General features: G+C 66.7%; 15 protein-coding genes. 10 read left to right on the forward strand and 5 right to left on the reverse strand.

Annotated elements, in window-relative coordinates:
- Positions 1–241: 241 nt before the first annotated feature.
- Together ACX1NL_RS04940 and ACX1NL_RS04945 are read left to right on the forward strand one after the other, a co-directional pair.
- Positions 242–2,314, forward strand: a complete 2,073-nt coding sequence (locus ACX1NL_RS04940; protein ID WP_458898768.1) for a DEAD/DEAH box helicase — start codon at positions 242–244, stop codon at positions 2,312–2,314.
- Between the two features lie 110 nt (positions 2,315–2,424).
- Positions 2,425–3,201 carry a chymotrypsin family serine protease gene (locus tag ACX1NL_RS04945; RefSeq protein ID WP_458898769.1) on the forward strand — a complete coding sequence of 259 codons (777 nt, stop codon included), beginning with the start codon at positions 2,425–2,427 and terminating at the stop codon, positions 3,199–3,201.
- A 224-nt stretch (positions 3,202–3,425) separates the two neighbouring features.
- Here the strand turns inward: ACX1NL_RS04945 and ACX1NL_RS04950 are convergent, their stop codons facing one another.
- The 3 genes from ACX1NL_RS04950 to putP are packed head-to-tail and all read right to left on the reverse strand — an operon-like array spanning position 3,426 to position 6,116.
- Entirely contained in the window at positions 3,426–3,908 is a 483-nt protein-coding gene (locus ACX1NL_RS04950) for a DUF2269 domain-containing protein (protein ID WP_181888206.1), read from the reverse strand.
- Between the two features lie 33 nt (positions 3,909–3,941).
- Entirely contained in the window at positions 3,942–4,541 is a 600-nt protein-coding gene (locus ACX1NL_RS04955; protein ID WP_181888207.1) for an HNH endonuclease family protein, read from the reverse strand.
- 6 nt (positions 4,542–4,547) lie between these two features.
- A complete protein-coding gene (gene putP / locus ACX1NL_RS04960; RefSeq protein WP_181888208.1) occupies positions 4,548–6,116 on the reverse strand; it encodes a sodium/proline symporter PutP in 1,569 nt (522 codons plus the stop codon).
- 161 nt (positions 6,117–6,277) lie between these two features.
- On the opposite strand from putP, the gene ACX1NL_RS04965 reads away from it, so the two are divergent.
- The 6 genes from ACX1NL_RS04965 (at position 6,278) to ACX1NL_RS04990 (ending at position 14,862) form a co-directional block, all read left to right on the forward strand.
- Entirely contained in the window at positions 6,278–9,382 is a 3,105-nt protein-coding gene (locus tag ACX1NL_RS04965) for a DEAD/DEAH box helicase (protein WP_458898770.1), read from the forward strand.
- Positions 9,375–10,196: an SWIM zinc finger family protein gene (locus ACX1NL_RS04970; protein WP_181888210.1), complete on the forward strand. Its 822-nt coding sequence runs from the start codon at positions 9,375–9,377 to the stop codon at positions 10,194–10,196. Before ACX1NL_RS04965 ends, ACX1NL_RS04970 begins: the two co-directional genes overlap by 8 nt.
- Before the next feature lie 57 nt (positions 10,197–10,253).
- Positions 10,254–11,405: a metallophosphoesterase family protein gene (locus ACX1NL_RS04975; RefSeq protein ID WP_181888211.1), complete on the forward strand. Its 1,152-nt coding sequence runs from the start codon at positions 10,254–10,256 to the stop codon at positions 11,403–11,405.
- 3 nt (positions 11,406–11,408) lie between these two features.
- Complete coding sequence (locus ACX1NL_RS04980) at positions 11,409–14,057, forward strand: AAA family ATPase (protein ID WP_458898771.1); 2,649 nt, start codon at positions 11,409–11,411, stop codon at positions 14,055–14,057.
- An 11-nt stretch (positions 14,058–14,068) separates the two neighbouring features.
- The gene (locus tag ACX1NL_RS04985; RefSeq protein ID WP_239305955.1) at positions 14,069–14,542 is read left to right on the forward strand and encodes a MarR family winged helix-turn-helix transcriptional regulator; all 474 of its coding nucleotides are present in this window, start codon (positions 14,069–14,071) and stop codon (positions 14,540–14,542) included.
- An 89-nt stretch (positions 14,543–14,631) separates the two neighbouring features.
- Complete coding sequence (locus ACX1NL_RS04990; protein WP_239305954.1) at positions 14,632–14,862, forward strand: PspC domain-containing protein; 231 nt, start codon at positions 14,632–14,634, stop codon at positions 14,860–14,862.
- Here ACX1NL_RS04990 and ACX1NL_RS04995 read toward each other — a convergent pair.
- Positions 14,859–15,677 carry a polysaccharide deacetylase family protein gene (locus tag ACX1NL_RS04995; protein ID WP_458898772.1) on the reverse strand — a complete coding sequence of 273 codons (819 nt, stop codon included), beginning with the start codon at positions 15,675–15,677 and terminating at the stop codon, positions 14,859–14,861. The two genes, ACX1NL_RS04990 and ACX1NL_RS04995, sit on opposite strands and share 4 nt — an antisense overlap.
- A gap of 67 nt (positions 15,678–15,744) precedes the next feature.
- Positions 15,745–16,272, reverse strand: coding sequence for a YceI family protein (locus ACX1NL_RS05000; protein ID WP_458898773.1), 528 nt, complete (start codon positions 16,270–16,272; stop codon positions 15,745–15,747).
- A 190-nt stretch (positions 16,273–16,462) separates the two neighbouring features.
- Between ACX1NL_RS05000 and ACX1NL_RS05005 the strand changes: the two genes are divergently transcribed.
- Together ACX1NL_RS05005 and ACX1NL_RS05010 are read left to right on the forward strand one after the other, a co-directional pair.
- The gene (locus ACX1NL_RS05005; RefSeq protein ID WP_239356179.1) at positions 16,463–17,149 is read left to right on the forward strand and encodes a hypothetical protein; all 687 of its coding nucleotides are present in this window, start codon (positions 16,463–16,465) and stop codon (positions 17,147–17,149) included.
- Entirely contained in the window at positions 17,139–17,594 is a 456-nt protein-coding gene (locus ACX1NL_RS05010) for a hypothetical protein (RefSeq protein WP_181888218.1), read from the forward strand. The genes ACX1NL_RS05005 and ACX1NL_RS05010 overlap by 11 nt, the downstream gene beginning before the upstream one ends.
- Positions 17,595–17,606: the final 12 nt, after the last annotated feature.

Below are 17,606 nucleotides of genomic sequence, written 5' to 3' on the forward strand. Positions count from 1 at the left end.
AAGAGCTAGGTCTGAGGTGGTCGTGATCCTCTAACGGCTCCCACGCGCCTACTGTCCGGAGCACTCGTTGCCGCCCGCGCCGGGATCCATCGTCGGGGCTCCTTCGAGGTGTGGGGCAGGGGTGGCGTCGATAGGCAATGTGACCTGCACCACGCACTTTACGGGAGGGTGTGCGACTTCGCCCGCCGGCAAACCGCAGGAATACTAACCGGGGCGCACAATGGCGTACGCTGGGCCAGCGATGAGCATTTCCGAAAACGCCACCGGCGGCGAGAATGAGCCGGATATGAATGTGTCGGAAAACCAGAAAGACCCGCAGGATGTCGCGGCCGAAATCGTTGAGGCCGTAGTAGAGGACACCAGGGATGCGGGGGTTTCTGAGGAGACCGGCGCCACGGACACCGTGGCCATTGAAAACGACAATGATGTGCTGAAGCTTAACGACGAACCTTCGGCCGAGCCCGCCACAGAGCCCGAGAAGCCCGAAAACGGCTTTGAGAAGCTTGGCCTGCCCGACGAGGTCGTCGAAGCGGTCAAGCGCGTCGGCTTCGAGCAGCCGTCGCCGATTCAGGCGCAGACCATCCCGTTGCTTATGCAAGGCCGCGACGTGGTCGGCCTCGCGCAGACGGGTACCGGCAAGACCGCGGCGTTCGCGCTGCCGGTGCTGTCCCAGATCGATCCGGAGAAGCGCTACCCGCAGGCGCTCGTGCTCGCGCCGACGCGTGAGTTGGCGCTGCAGGTGTCCGACTCCTTCCAGTCGTTCGCCGACCACATTGGCGGCGTGAGCATCCTGCCGATCTACGGCGGCCAGGCCTACGGCATCCAGCTGTCCGGGCTGCGGCGCGGCGCCCAGGTCATCGTGGGCACCCCGGGCCGTGTGATCGACCACCTGGAGAAGGGCTCGCTGGACATCTCCAACCTGAGCTTCCTGGTGCTGGACGAGGCCGACGAGATGCTCAACATGGGCTTCCAGGAAGACGTCGAGCGCATCCTGGAAGACACCCCGGACACCAAGCAGGTTGCGCTGTTCTCGGCGACGATGCCGAACGCGATCCGCCGCATCTCCCGCGACTACCTCAACAACCCGGAAGAGGTCACCGTCAAGTCGGAGACGCGCACCAACACCAACATCACCCAGCGCTACCTGTTCACCGCGCACCGCAACAAGCTCGACGCGATCACCCGCATCCTCGAGGTGACCGAGTTCGAGGCGATGATCGTGTTCGTGCGCACCAAGAACGAGACCGAGGAGTTGGCCGAGAAGCTGCGCGCCCGCGGGTTCTCCGCCGCCGCCATCAACGGCGACATCGCCCAGCAGCAGCGCGAGCGCACCGTGGACCAGCTTCGCGACGGCCGCCTGGACATCCTCGTGGCCACCGACGTCGCCGCCCGCGGCCTGGACGTTGAGCGCATCTCGCACGTGCTCAACTACGACATCCCGAACGACACGGAGTCCTACGTCCACCGCATCGGCCGCACCGGTCGTGCGGGCCGCTCCGGCGAGGCGATCCTGTTTGTCACTCCGCGCGAGCGCCGCATGCTGCGCTCCATCGAGCGCGTGACCAATGCGACCATCGAAGAGATGGACCTGCCCACCGTGGACGAGGTCAACGAGTCGCGCAAGGCCAAGTTCATGGACTCCATCACCGAGTCGCTCGAGGCCACCGACCTGCAGATCTTCAAGACCATGGTGCGCGAGTACTCCGCAGCGAACAACGTGCCTATGGACGACATCGCCGCCGCCCTGGCCACCCAGGCCCTGGCCGGCGACGAGTTCCTGATGAAGGAGCCGCCGCGCGACAAGCGCGACCGCCGCGACCGTGACCGCTTCGACCGCGACGATCGCCGCGGGCGCGGACGCGACCGCTTCGACCGCGACGACCGTGGCGACAGGGGCCGCGGCCGCCGCTTCGACGACAGCGGCAACTTCGACACCTACCGCCTGGACGTGGGCAAGCGCCAGCACGTCCGCCCGGGTGCCATCGTCGGCGCCCTGGCCAACGAGGGCGGGCTGAGCTCTAAGGACTTCGGCCGCATCACCATCGGCGGCGACTTCACCCTGGTGGAGCTGCCGAAGAACCTGGACCAGGCCGTGCTGGACCGCCTGGAGGACACCCGCATCTCCGGCCAGCTGATCAACATCCAGCGCGACCACGGCGCACCCCCGCGCGATCGCGGAGGACGTGGCCGCGGCGGCCGCGGGGGCTACCGCGGCGGGCGCGGACGCGACGACCGTGGCGATCGCGGTGGACGCGGCGGCTACCGCGGCGGACGAGGCCGTGGCCGCGACGACAGGCGCGACCGCTGGGATTAATCCCCGGTATTGAAGCAGCCGGCACAGCTCAAAAGCAGCGTGCCGGCTGCTTTGGGTTTTCGGTGGGGGACCGGAGGGCGTCGATAGGCAAAGGTGCTAGGTTAATGCGCATGTCTTCCCAGCGCACGCACCGAATTTCCCGAGCTCTTCTCGCAGCGGCCGTCGCGCTGGGGATGCAGGCCGCGCCCGCCGAGGCCCAGGTGCGTGTGGAGCAGGGCGCGCCCGTGCGCATCGACGGCACTGGCACCTGCACCATCGGCTTCAACGACCCCGCGCGCCACCGCAGCCTCGTCGCCGCGCACTGCGGAGCCGAAGGCGCGCGAGTCAACGCCGGCGGCGCCACCGGGACGCTGTACCGCTCCAAGGCCTACGACGGCCACCTGAGCAACGACTGGGCCGCCATCCAATGGGACGCAGGCGTGGCAGTCGGCGGCAACCGGTTCTCCGGCGACGCGTGGGTCCACCCAAATGACGTGCGCCTCGGCGAGACCATCTGCTACTTCTCCCGCACCCGCGGCGCGCAAACTTGCGGGCGCTTCTCTGGCTCCGCCGACGGCACCTTCTTCGTCGCCGCGCCGCTGAGCCACCCCGGCGACTCCGGCGGGCCCATGTGGGTGCCCGGGCGCGGCTTTGTCGGCGTGGTCTCCAGCATGTGGACCTCCAACCCGTTGCCGTTTTTGCGCGGCGGCGACTACGTCATCGGCATCGTGCCCCACGACGGCCCCGCCGTCCCCGAAGCTCGCCTCGTCGGCGTGTGGGGGCAGAACGTGCTGTTCGGCGGGCTGACCGGGCCTGTGGCGGAGGTGCTGCGCAAGGCGGTGGACGCAATCTTCCGCGTCTTCGCCGGCCTGGGCCTCGGCGGGCCGTCTGCGCTGCGGTACTCGTAGGGGGCCGGGCAGAACGACTCATGCGCACAGACCCTGGGATCCAAAGCCTGGGATCGCGCCGATTTTGGCCATTGCCAGGGTTTGCCTCCCAGGGTCTGTGCGCGGGGGAGGCGTCTCGAGCTCCGGCAACCGGGGCGAAACTGGCCCTACCAACAAGGCCCAGCCATTCGCCGAAGAATCGGGAATAGCTGGGCCTGTTTCAAGCGGAAACGCCCGCGCGTTCCTTACGCCGGGGTCGGCAGGAACATCAGGATCAGGGTGAGCATCCACAGCAGGTTGAAGATGCCGGCGCCGGCGGTTGCCTTTGCCTTGGACTTCTCAAAGTTGGTGGTCTGGTCGGCCGGGTCTGCGTCAGCGGCCGGCAGCGCGCCGAGGGTGCCCATCATCTTGCGCTGCTGCGGGATGACCATGCCCAGCAGGATCGCCCAGGCGATCACGGAGAGCACGATGGCGGTGTGGAACCAGTAGTTGGCCTTGTAGGTCTCCCAGTCGGAGGCGAGCACGGCGCCGCCGAGCAGCGGGACGAGCAGGGAGAGCATGCCGTAGGTCTTGGTGATGCGGTAGAGCACCGACGCACGGCCGGTGGCCTCCTCGCCACCGGCGCGGGATTCTGCGACCTGGCGCGGGAACATCGAGGTAGACACGACAACGGGGCCGAGCAGCAGGATGGCCGCGACCACGTGCAGGAAGATGAGGAATGTAGTCATGTGCCCACACCTTACGGCATGGTGGGAAAATCCTCACAGCTCGCCGCGCGCCAGCAGCCCGGCGACCCCGGAGCACGCGCGCCGCACCGCCCGCAGGTCTGCCCGGGGCAAAGGAAGGGCATAGTGCTTTGCGACGTCCACGAGCCGGCGCCCATACGCACACCGCGCGCGCCTATCCGTGGGCATCCATTCGGACGGGAGTTTGTCGCCTTTGGCCTGGTTGGCGGCGGAGGACACGGCGACCAAATTGCGCGGGTCGTTGTAGAAGCGCTCGCGGGTGGCGGCGTCCCACCGGTGGGCGCCTAAGTCCCAGGCGGCGGAGACGGGCAGGACGTGGTCGATCTCCACGTCGTGGGGCAGAAGAAAATCCCCGGTGTAGGGGTCTACAACTCGGGGATTGCCCCACTGCGGCCAGGGCTGGGCGCAGTCCGCGTCAAAGGCGGCGGCCATCACCGCGGCGCGGGTGTCGCACCCGCCGGTGCCGGCGGCCCAGCCGGGGCCGAACTCGGCTCTGTCGTAGCCGAGGATGGTGGTGCGGTGGGGCACCGTTGGGACGTCGATAGGCAATCGCCCCGTGGGGAACGGCACCACCAGCACAGTGAGGGCGGAGAGAATACGAAGGTATAGGCGCATACCTTCTTAGACTGCGGTGGAGCCTCCGCGGTTCCGCAGCGCTGCGGCGAAGTCCTCGTCGGGGTGGGCGAGCGCATAGTCGGTGGCGGCCGCGGCGGTGTCGAACTCCTCTTCCACACCCTCCTTCGGGCGGGTGGCCAGGGAGACGACGACCATGGCCAGAGTAGCCAGGATGACGCCCGGGACGATCTCGTAGATCATGCCGGACAGCGCGTCCACGGAACCCCAGACAAACGAGGTGACGGCGCCGACGATCATGCCGGCGATCGCGCCCTGGGAGGTGAGGCGCTTCCAGTACAGCGACGCCACAACCACCGGCCCGAACGCGGCGCCGAAGCCGGCCCACGCGAAGCCGACCAGGCCGAGGATGGTGTCGGACGGGTTCAGAGCCAGCAGCATGCCAATCAGGGCAATGCCGATGACCATGGCGCGGGAGAGCACGAGCAGGGTGGTGTTGTTCGGGTTCTTCTTGAAGATGCGGTAGATGTCCTCGATGAGCGCGGACGAGGTGACCAGCAGCTGAGAAGACATGGTGGACATGATCGCGGCGAGTACGGCGGTGAGCACGATGCCGGCGATCAGCGGGTGGAACATGATGCGGGCCAGGTCCAAAAAGACGGTCTCGTAGCCGGACTGGTCGGTCACGGACGCGGACTTCTGGCCGAAGTAGACGGTTGCCACCAGGGCGGTGAAGATGCCGCCGAGGTAGCAGATGGCCACCCAGATGGTGCCGGTGCGGCGCGCCGCCTTCGCCTCAGACGGGGAGCGCAGCGCCATGAAGCGGGTGATGATGTGCGGCTGGCCGAAGTAGCCCAGGCCCCATGCGATGTTGCCGATGATGGTGGCGGCGGACACGCCGGCGACCATGTTGAAGTAGTCCGGGTTGCCGTGCTCCCAGGGGCCGTACGGGTTTGAGGTGGCCCAGCTGAAGATGTCGGAGGGGTTGTCCAGGGACATCAGCGCCATGATCGGCACGGTGATCAGGGCGAGGAACATCAGGCCGCCCTGTACGACGTCGGTGTAGCTCACGGCGAGGAATCCGCCGATGAAGGTGTAGAGCACCGTGATGGAGCCGACGATGAGCACGCCGTGGATGTATTCGCCGCCGAAGGTGGATTCGTAGTAGCGGCCGCCGGAGACCATGCCGGAGGAGACGTAGAACGTGAAGAAGAAGATGATGATCACGGCGGAGGTGAAGCGCAGGACGCGCGAGGTGTCGTGCGTGCGGTTTTCAAAGAAGCTGGGCAGCGTGATCGAGTTCTTGGCCACCTCGGTGTAGGCGCGCAGCCTTGGTGCGATCCACTTCCAGTTGGCCCAGGTGCCGATGAACAGGCCGATGACGATCCACAGCTCACTCATGCCCGCGACGAATAGGGCGCCGGGCAGGCCCATGAGCAGCCAGCCCGACATGTCCGATGCGCCCGCGGAGATGCCGGCGACCAGTGGGCCGAGGCCGCGGTCGCCGAGGACGTAGTCGTCGTACTTCTCCGTTTTGCGCCAGGAATAGAACCCGATGGCGACCATCAGCCCGAAATACAGGACGATGGCCAGCACGAGCCAGAAACTGTCAGACATGTGCACTCCCTTACGTCGGTGGTCGGTGTAAGTTTCGCCACACTGTAACGCATCCTTCCGTCGCGCTGTATTGATTTGCAGAATCGGCTGAGTGTGGGCTGAAAGATTTTGTTCGAACGCTCGGCGGGGGCGATGTCGGTGTCGGTGGTATAAGGGTGGGTATGCCTGAATACCTTCTCCATGGCCTGTGGCTCCCCGAGTCCGGGCTTTCGGTGTGGGTTGAGCGCGTACAGGGACACCGCATTGTGACCATGGATGACGTGCCGCCCGGCACGTTTCCGCCGATCGTGCATTCGCTTTTGGACGACCAAAGGTTCCGCCACTTCCATACCCTGATCCTGCAAACCCCGAAGGGCCGGCACGTCAGCTTGCGGGCGCCGTTGGCGCAGTTCGCGCCCGAGGATGCGGTGCGCTTTTTGGACAACCTGGCGCACCTGGACGGGGATTCGCCGGCGGCAACGCCCGCGCAGCGCGAGGCGGTCGCGCCGGACATGTACTGGATCCTGCGCATGTATCGGGGTCTGACCCAGTTCGTGCGCGCGGGGCGCGTGAGCATCAACGTGCCGTACCACGACGGGCTGTGGTACGCGCAGTGGCAGTTGGGCACCGGACTGGAGGAGCGCAGCTGGCTGGCGGAGATGATCGCCGCCTCGCCGGGTGTGCTCACGGTGAACAACGCGAACCTGAGCGAGGACTGCGCGCAGATGTTCACGCACTGGATCGCCACGGAACGCCTGCAGGGCGCGGTGGAGAAGGCGGCGACGAGGCCGTACCCTTGGCACGATTTTGTGAAGTCGCTGCTCTACAGCATCCCGCTGCGCCGCGGCGGGGCGGTGCTGGCCCGCCAGATGGGGGATTGGAACGGCACGATCACGGCGGTGAACATGCAGCTGGTGTTCATTGTGGAGTCGCCAGACGGGGCCGAGGAGTCGGGCCCGGACACGCTGTGGCCGGTGCGGGTGCAGGTGCGCTCCAGCGCGGATTCGCCGCGGCCGGTGCGGCTGGGGGATTACGACTCGAAGACGGCCGACGTCCTGCGCGGCCAGCTCGACCGGGCAATCGCGGTGACCTCGCTGGCGGATCCGGCACAGCACGGCCGGTTCCGCTCCACCGTGGACCAGGGCTTCGACCCCAACGCGGGCGACTGGGACCTGTACTTGAACGGCGACGAAATTGTGAAGTTCGTCCGCGAAAGCGCCGCGACCCTGCGGGCCCACGGCTTTGTGGTGCTGCTGCCGCGTGCGTGGGCGACGGCGGAGACGGCGTCGAAGCTCAAGGTCAGCGAGCACCAGGACCCGCACGATTCCTCCACCGTGACCATGATGGGCTTTGACGCCCTGGTCAAGTACGACTGGCGGCTGTCCGTCGGCGGCGTGGAGCTTTCGGACGAAGAGATGGCGGAGCTGGTCAAGTCCAAGTCCGGCCTGATCAAGCTGCGCGGCGAGTGGGTGCTGGCGGATAGCCGCGAGGTGGCCAAGACGGCGAAGTACCTGGAGAAGCTGCGTGACACGTCGCTGAAAAACGCGATGCTGGAGGCGGAGAGCGCCATCAAGCGCGCCCGCATCGCGCAGGCCGCCGGCTCAGAGGACGCCGAGGAGCTGCAGCGCCTCGCCGAGGAGGCGCAGGCGGAGTACGAGCGTCTGAAGGCCGCCGAGGGCGAGGGCGTGGTGTCTGCCGCGGAGCTGCGCCAACTCGCGTTGGAGTCGGGCACGGACAGCCCGATCGAGTTCACCGGCTCGCCCTGGTTCACCTCCCTGGTCGGCGGCACGGACCGCCCGGCGCCGGAGCGGGTGGACATCCCGGACACCGTCACCGCCGAGCTGCGCGAGTACCAGCGCCGCGGCGTGGACTGGCTGTACTTCATGTCCCGCAACAACTTGGGCGCGGTGCTTGCGGACGACATGGGGCTGGGCAAGACCCTGCAGCTGCTCACCCTGCTCGCGGTGGAAAAGGCGAAGGGCACGAGGCGCGGCCCGTCGCTGATCGTGGCGCCGACGTCGGTGGTGAACAACTGGGCGCGCGAGGCCGCCCGCTTCGTGCCGGATATGCGCGTGCGCGTGCACCACGGCGCGGGCAGGCTCAAGGGCGACGACTTGTTCGCAGCCGCCGAAGACTCCGACATCGTCATCACCTCCTACGGCACCGCCGCGCGCGACGCCAAGGATTTGGCGTCGGTGCAGTGGGATCACGTGGTGTTGGATGAGGCGCAGGCGATCAAGAACGCGGGCACGCAGTCGTCGAAAAGCGTTCGCGCAATTCCCGCACGACACCGCATCGCGCTGACCGGCACGCCGATTGAAAATAAGCTTTCTGAGCTGCGCAGCATCCTGGATTTTGTGAATCCGGGCATGCTGGGCTCGCAGAGTTTCTTCCGCAACCACTTCGCCAAAGCCATCGAGTCGCGCAGGGACCCGGAGCTTGCGGACGAGATGGGCGAGCGGCTGCAGCGCCTCACCGCGCCGTTTATCCTGCGCCGCCTGAAAACGGACACGGCGATCATCTCGGACCTGCCGGACAAGGCCGAGCACGTCATCGCCGTGGACATGACCCCGGAGCAGGCCGCGCTGTACAAGGCGCTGGTGGACAGCACGCAGGCGGAACTGGACGAGCGCAAGGGGATTGCGCGAAAGGGGCTCGTGCTGGCCACGATTACCCGCATCAAGCAGGTGTGCAACCACCCGGCGCACTTTCTTGGCGATGGCTCCGCGGTCACCGACAAAGGCCGCCACCGCTCCGGCAAGGTGGAAAAACTCATGGAGCTTCTGGAAGAAGCCGCCGCGTCCGACCAGCGTGTGCTGATTTTCACCCAGTACAAGGCGTTCGGAGACATTTTGAAGCCCTACCTGTCCGAGCGCCTCGGCGAGGACGTGCCGTTCCTCCACGGCGGCGTGGGCAAGTCCGCGCGCGATGCGATGGTGGAGCGTTTCCAGCAGCCGGACGGGCCCCGCGCGATGATCCTCAGCCTGAAAGCCGGCGGCACCGGCTTGAACCTGACGGCGGCGTCCATGGTCATCCACCTGGACCGATGGTGGAACCCGGCGGTGGAGAATCAGGCCACGGACCGCGCGTTCCGCATCGGTCAGGAGAAGAACGTCACGGTGTACAAGATCATCACCCGCGGCACGATGGAGGAGTCCATCCAGGACATCCTGGACGGCAAGACCCAGCTCGCCGGCGCCGTGGTGGGCCAGGGCGAGGGCTGGATCACCGAGCTGGGAACCGAGGAGCTCGCCCATTTGATCAGTTACAGGGGGCAAAATGACTGAGAAGAAGAAGCGCCCGCAGGATAACAACGTCATCTACGCCAACTTCGGCGCGCGCAAACGTGTGTCCAGCGCGGCGGAAACTGGCGGCACGGACGTCGGCACGTTCCGTCCGCGGTCGCTGTCGCCTGCGGCGATGACCATTTACAACGCCGCGGTGCGCCAGACCGACGTGGGCCGGGCGAAACGTGGTGCGGAGTACGCCGCCCGCGGGCATGTGGTGGAGCTGCAGGCGGTGTCCCACGGTGTGCGCGCGGCGGTGGTGGGCAGCCAGAATGACCCGTTCCGGGTGGCTATGTACTTGCCGCGGCGCCACGCCGAGGAGATCCGCGAGGCCACCAGCGCGATCGTGCGGGCGCCAGGGTCCATCGCCGCGGCGAAGGCTGGCACGCTCGCCGAGGATGTCTTGGAGATTCTGCTGTGCAGAACTCCGCAGGAGGTCACCTTCCACTGTGACTGCCCGGACGGCGCGGCCGTGTGCAAGCACGCCGTCGCCGTGGCGCAGCGCACCGCGGAGCTCATAGATAAGGACCCGAGCGTCATCTTCACCATGCGCGGACTGCGCCTGGAGGAGCTGGAGAACCGGAAGCGCAACCAGGCGGATGACCTGGCCAGGGAAAACGCCGAGCCCGGCTCGGAGTACTTCTGGTCCGGCCGGGAGCTTCCAGAGCTGCCGCGTCCGAAGGTGGCGCCGATGATCGAGGATTCGGACATCGACCTGCTCCACCGCGCGATGCAGACCGTGTCGTTCACCAACATTGACCAGTTGCGGGCCGTGGCGGACATCGAAGATCTCTACGACGAACTCACCCGTTAGCTCATGTGTTCGAATGTCTGTGCTGGCGTGTCGGGCGCGGTGGTAGGTGTATAAGACATGACGCACACCACCTTCATCCACACCTCCGACCTGCAGTTAGGCATGCGCCGAAAATTCTTGTCGCTCGAAGCGCAGTCGCGTTTCGACGACGCACGCCTCCGCGCCGTCACCCGCTTGGGGGAGATCGCCCAGGACCGCGGCGCCGAGTTCATCGTCGTGGCCGGCGACGTGTTTGAGCACAACTCGCTCGAGCCGACCACACTCGGCCGCGCGCTCGAGGCGCTGCGCAAGCTCCCCGTGCCGGTCTATCTGTTGCCCGGCAACCACGACCCGCTGGTGGCGGACAGCATCTTCCAGCGCACCGAGGGGATCGAAGGCGTCACGGTGCTCGCAGATTCGGAGCCGGTGGTCGTGCGCGAGGGTGTCGAGGTGGTGGGCGCCCCGCTGCTAACCAAGCACGCCTCGGAGGACCTGTGCGCCAAGGCGATCCGCGACCTAGAGCCGACGGAGGCGGTCCGCATCCTCGTCGGCCACGGCGCCGTGGAGGGCTTCGGGGAAGAGGAGGCACATTCGCTTATCGACGTTGCTTCGCTCGACACCGCCATCGACCAGGGCACGATCGACTACGTCGCGCTGGGCGACACCCACTCCACCGCGGCACTTACCGCCTCGGAGCGGATCTGGTACTCCGGTGCGCCGGAGACCACGGACTACTTCGACCGCACCCCTGGTGTTGCCGGCGGCGAGGTGGATTCCGGCAACGCGCTGGTGGTCACCGTGGACAAAAGCGGCGGGCGCGCCGACGTCTCGGTGGAGAAAGTCTCGGTCGGCGCTTGGACGTTCGAAGCCCGCTTCTGGGAGGTCGCCGGTGCCGAGGACGTGGCCGGGGTGATCGAGGACCTCAAGGCGTACCCGGAAAAAGACCGCACCGTGATTAAGTACGCGCTTTCTGGCACGCTAGGCCTAGAGGACACGCGCACCCTCGAGCGCGAACTCGCCGAGCTCGAGCCGGTCTTCGCCGCGCTTTACCCGCGCGAGCGGCTGATGAGCCTGCACCTCGAGCCCGACGAGGAAGAGATGGAAAACCTGCCCTTAACCGGCTTCGCCCAAGACGCGATGCGGGAGCTGATCGGCCAGGCGGCCGAGGACAACGCCACCGCCCGCGATGCCGTGAACCTGCTGTTCCGCCTGTCCAAGGAGGTGGGCTAGACCATGCGTATCCACGACCTATTCATCGACAACTTCCGCGCCATCGAGCACCTGGAGCTGCGCGACCTGCCCGATACCGGCGTGATTGTCATCCACGGCCAGAACGAGGCCGGCAAGTCCACCATCCTGGACGCCATCGGCACCGTGCTGCAGGAGCGACACTCCGCCGGCGGCAAGAAGATCAAGGTCTTCGCCCCAGTCGGCCGCGACGCGTCTCCCGAGGTCACCATGACCGCGACGGTGGGGGAGACCACCTTCAAAATCCACAAGCGCTGGCTCAAGGGCAAGCTTTCGGAGCTGGAGATCCTCTCGCCGGTGCACAAGAACTTCACCGGCCGTCAGGCGGACGATGAGCTCGCCCGCATCATCGCCGAACAGATGGACACCAGCCTGGCCAAGACGCTGTTCCTGCGCCAGGGCGAGCTGGACCCGGGCATCGCCGCCGCCGGCATCCCGTCCATCTCCCAGGCCCTCGACACGGAGCACGGCACCGAGCGCTCCGGCGAGGAAGACACCGAGCTTATGGCCGCCATCGAGGCGGAGTACGCCCGCTACTGGACGGCCGCGACCCCGCCCAAGCCCAAAGCCTCCTTCACCGCCAAGTCCGACGCCGTGGACGCCGCCCGCGAGACCCTGCACGCCGCGGAGGCCGAGGTGCAGCAGCTCGCCACCTTTGTCGACGAGGTCGCCCGGCGCGAAGAGGAAATCCGCGCGGTGGACACGGAGCTGCCGCAGGCCCACGAGGAGCTCGCCGGACGCGAGGCCGAGTTCGCGCAGGCCAGCCAGCTCGCGGAGAAAGCTAAGACTGCGGCTGAGCAGCTCGAGCGCGCCACCGTCGCCAGGAAGCGCGCCGAGCAAGACCTCGCCGAGCGCGCCGCGCTGACCGAGCGCGTGGCCGCGCTGCGTGAGGAGGAAAAGGACCTGCAGGCTGCGCTCGCGCCGGCGCAGGAGGCGCGCGACGCCGAACGCGAGAAGGTCGCGGAGCTGACGGCGCAGGTCGAGGAGGCGAAGACCCGCCTCGCCACAGCCCGCACCACCCTGCGCGGCGCCGAGAATGTCCGCGACCACGTGCGTGCTTCCCGACGCCTCACGGTCGTCACCGACCAGCTCACCCTCATCGGCAAAGCCGAGGAGGCCTACGCAACCCTGCTCAAAAACGCCCCCGCCCTGCAGGTCACGGACGCGGACGTGCGCAAGTTGGAGAAGGCCGAAAGTGAGCTGACGCTGCAACGCCGCCTGCGCGAAGCGGCCTCTGCCAAACTGGAGATCACCGCCGAGGACAAAACCATCCAGGTCGACGGCGAAAGCCTGGGCGTGGACGGCACCGAGTCTGTCGCCGTCTACGAAGGCACGCGCCTCACCCTCGACGACTTCGATGTGGTCTTCCGCGCCGCCCAGGGGTCGGAGGACCCCCGCCGCGCTGTGGAAAAGGCCGAGGACGCCCTTTCCAGCCTGCTGTCCAAGCTCGGTTGCGCGGACGTCGACGAGGCCCGCGCCGCCCGCGACGCCAGCAAGGCGCACGAGGCAGAGGTGAAGTCCGCCCGCCAGCGCCGCGACGACGCGCTGGCCGGCACCGACGCCGACGAGCTCGCGGCCGAGCGCGACCGCCTGACCACCCAGTTGGAGGAACTCGCCGAGCTTCTCGACGGCGCCGAGTTGCCCGACACCGAACAGGCCGCGGAGGGAGCGGTAAAAGACGCGCAAAAGGCGCTGGACAAAGCGGAGAAGGATGTCGATTCCGCCGATGCCGCGCTCAAGCCTTACGCCGACCGCACCGCCGCTAGCGAGCTGACCGTCGTGCAGACCAAACTGGAGGCGAAGCAGGCCGAGGCGAGCCATGCCGCCGACGAGCTGGCACACGCCGAGGACAACGCACCGAAAAATACGCTCGAGAGCGCCCTCGAATCGGCCAGCGAGCAGGAGCGCGAGGCCAACGAGGCGCACGCGGCGCTGTCCGCCGAGCTCGCGGCCGCCGACCCGGATATCGTCCAGCAGATGCTCGAGGGCGCGAAGACTCGCCTGCAGAACCTGGAGAAGCGCCAGGCAGAGGCGAAAAACCGCATCACCGAGCTGACCGGCCGCATTGAGATCGCCGCCGGCACCGCTGAGAAGGCGGATCGCGCGGCCGCGGAGCTCGATGCCGCGGAGACCGAGCTGGCCCGCACCACCCGCCGCGCCGACGCGGTGCGCTTGCTGCGCGAGACGATGCACGCCCACCGCGACGCCGCCCGCGCCCGCTACACCGCGCCGTTCAACGAAGCGATCCGCAACCGCGCCCGCGTGCTGTTCGGACCTACCGTGGACTTCAACTTCGGCGACGATCTCACCGTCACCGAGCGCACCGTCGACGGGGTGAGCGTGCCGCTGGACCAGCTCTCCGGCGGCACGAAGGAGCAGCTGGCCATCCTCACCCGGTTCGCCATCGCTGACCTAGTCACCGCCTCCGGCGAAACCACCCCGGTGCCGGTGGTGGTCGACGACGCCCTCGGCGCCACCGACCCGGAGCGCCTCGCCCGCATGAACTCGCTGTTTTCCCAGGTGGGGAAGACATCGCAGGTGCTGGTGCTGACCTGCTTCCCGCAGCGCTTCGACCGCGTCGCCGCCGCGCGCACGTACTCCATGGACGAGTTGAAAACCGCGACCATGGGCTAGGATCTGCCGGTATGACTACACAACCGCGGTGGCTTGACGACGAAGAACAGCAACTGTGGCGGCTAATCCTGGCCGGATTCAACAAGATCTCCCGCACCATCGACGACCGCCTCCAAGAGGGCAGCGAGATTTCTTCGTCTGAATTCTCTGTCCTCGTCGCGCTGTCGGAAGCGGAAGACCACACGCTGCGTCTCCGCGAGTTGTGCGACGAGCTCGGCTGGGACCGCTCCCGTGCCTCCCACCAGGTCACCCGCATGAAAAAGCGGGGTCTGCTGACCAAGAGCAAGTGCCCCGGCGACGCCCGCGGCGTTCTGGTCACGCTCACGGACCAGGGCATGACGCATCTCGAGGACGCGGTTCCGGACCATGTCGAAACCGTCCGGCGCCTCATCTTCGACCACCTCAACGAGGACCGCGCCGATAAGATCCGTGAGTTCTTCGCCGACGTAATCGGCGCCCAAGAACTACCCACCCGCCAGTGCTAACGCGGTTTTGCACGACGCCCGTCCTTGCGGGCTTCCGCGAACGGGGGTTGGATGGGACGCACCAATTCCGAGCACGAAAGGACAGCGCTATGTCGAGCCCCTACAACCCGCAACAGATCAACCCCGGCAATTCCCCGAAGCGCCTCGAGCGCTCCATGACCGACAAGTACATCGCCGGCGTGTGCGGCGGCATCGCCCAGTACCTCGGCGTGGACCCGACCGTCGTGCGCGTCGTTTTCGTCCTGCTTGCACTCATCGGCCTGTTCCCGGGTCTGCTGGCCTACGGCGTGGCCTGGATGATCATGCCGGCCGAGTTTTAGGGCCCGCTCCCGTCGAGGAACGTAAACCGCACCGCGTCGCCGCGCAGCTGCTCCAGCGCGCGGCGCACACCCGGCCCGGTGCCGGAGGAGGGGTGGTTCATGTGCGCCAGCACGATCGCCCCGTCGGGGGCATGCATGATTGTCGACGCCACTTGGCCCGCCGCCGCAGTCGCCCCAGCGTCGCCGTTGACGGAATAGCCCGCGATCTTTACCCCGCGCTCGCGCGCGATGTCGACGGCGACGTCGTCGTAGTGGGCCGTGCCTGAGCGAAACCACGTCGAATCCACCCCGTATTCCGCCAGAAGTGCCCTGTTGCCGTCGATTTCCGCGATGGCCTCCGCAGGCGTCGCAGTGCCCGCGATGCCGTAAGCCGCCTGGCCGTTGACGCTTAGCGGCAGGTGGCGAGTGCCGTGGTTTTCCAGGTGGAACAGGGGATCCGCCGCCAAGTTCCGCGTCGCCTCCGGGTTCGCCTCGATCCAGGTGGCGCTCAAAAACAGCGTTGCGGGCACGGCATACTCGCGCAGCGCGTCTATCAACCCCTGGTCCACGGCCGAACCACTCGGCCCGCCGCAGGCGTCGAAGGTCAGCGCAATCGTGCGCCAGCCCGGGGTCACCGGCACCGTCTCCACGATGCCGCGCAGTGACGTCCCGAACGCTTGCGGCACCCGGCCCGCGTAGCGCTCCGGGCCGGGGTACGCCGTCACCGTCTCGCGGACCGTCGTGGTCGCCGTCTCCGTCACAGTTATGCCTGTGGTGCCGCGCGGGCCGGCACACCCCACCAACGCAGAAAAGCCCGCCACTGCCGTGGCGGACATGAAGGTTTTCCTGCTCAGCACAGGCTGAAATTCTAGTGGGTGGGGGAGCGGAGTGCTCGTCGAGAAGCTACTGCTTGATCGCGGAGCCCTCGATCTCGATGCCCACCTTCTCGCTGACCAGCATGCCGCCGGAGTTCAGCGGCGCCTGGAAGTCGATGCCGTATTCGCTGCGGTTGATGGTGGTGCGGGCCTCGAAGCCGAGGCGGGTGTTGCCGAACGGGTCTTCTTCGACGCCGAAGGTCTCGACGTCGAAGGTGGCCGGCTTGGTGGTGGTCTTGATGGTCAGGTCGCCGGTGACAGTGCCGGTGCCCTGTGCGTCGACCTCGAAGCTGGTGGCGGTGAAGGTCATCTCCGGGTACTGCTCGACGGCGAAGAAGTCCTCGCCGCGCACGTGTGCGTCGCGGTCGGCGTTGCGGGTGTTAACGCTCGCGGTGCGCACGGTGCCGGAAGCGGTGCTTGTGGACGGCTCCTCCGCGATAGTCACGGTTGCGTCGAAGTCGGTGAACTCGCCGCGGACCTTGGTCACCATGGCGTGGCGCACGGTGAAGCCGATGGAGGAGTGGGCGGGGTCGAGAGCGTAGGTACCGGTCTGCATGATTGTCTCCTTCGAATTTTGTTGATGGGTCAACTATGGAACGAGAGTGATGCTACGCGCGCAATGGTGACGTGTCAACAAGTTCTCCTGCCGGCACCTACTATGTCGAACATATGTTCTTGACAATTCCGCTGGCGGGTCTTACCGTACTGATCGGTCTAGTAAAAAGACGGAATCAAAGGAGAACCATTTGGGAGAAATACTTTCTGACGCAGTGATGCAGGTGATGACCCCATCACTGGAGTACCAAGACAAAACGGCCCTCGCACATGTGAGCAAATACGCCGATGACTACACCGGCGAGATCATTGATCGCCACGGGAACTTCCGCCGCGGGTGCATCGGGATGATCCACTACATCCCGGAGGAGGCCTATGAGCGTCCCTGGTGGCGCGAACCCAACTTTCCGCTCAAAGGATGTATCGAGCGATTGGTCAATGCCGGTTGGATCACACGCGTGGACGGCGAAGAGTTCGACGGAGCGCTGATACTGAACACGTCGCGCCTGATCCGCCTGATGGACATTGCGGAGACGGAAATGGCGCAAAACCAGCACGTCATCGACTACGTGTACCTCCCGGACGGGACTGTCATCGACCCGCCGTGCGAAGACTTCGCTGACCCGCTGTTCTTACCGTTCATTCGCTGGGCTGACCAGCTGTTCGACGGCGACTTCGCCCACACCCTGGCCGACGACGTCACCGACGCGACCACCCGCCTCCTGGACGCGCACCTTTCCATCGAACGCGACCACAGCTGGAAAGAAACCGATCCGGGCCGCTGGACACGCGCAATTGCGAACTGGAAGGACCACCATCTGGGCGATGGCAATTTCCGCATCCCGCCGCAGTGGAAGGTGACCGCCGATGATCGCTAACTCGAACCCCAACATGACCGCCGGCATGCTTCGCGCCGAAGTCGACCATTGGCGCGGCAGCGACGCTCCCGCCGAGTTCCTCGTGCTCATCGACCCACGCGACAACCCTCTGCTCACCCTGCTCCAGGTAGCCAAGCTGCACGCCGCCGACGCCCTCGAGCCGGGCTGCGACTACACCTTCGGCACCGTCGAGGACGCCTCCACCCGCTACATAGCGTTCACCTACAGCGGCAGCCGCGACGACTTCTGGCGCGGCCTCACCGTCGTCACAGAGCAGGTGATTATGGAAGCGGAAGAGCTTATCGACGAGCGCAGCCCCAGCCACCGCTCCTTCGCCCGCATGCTCATGTCGTACGGCCTGCCGCCGGTGGAAGTGCTGCCGCCTGTCGCCATGGACAGCGGCGGCCACGTGCTCGTCGACACCGAATGGGACGAGTTAGCTTAGGGGTGGGAACTA

It is taken from the genome of Corynebacterium sp. CQ3829_602738, assembly GCF_054478435.1.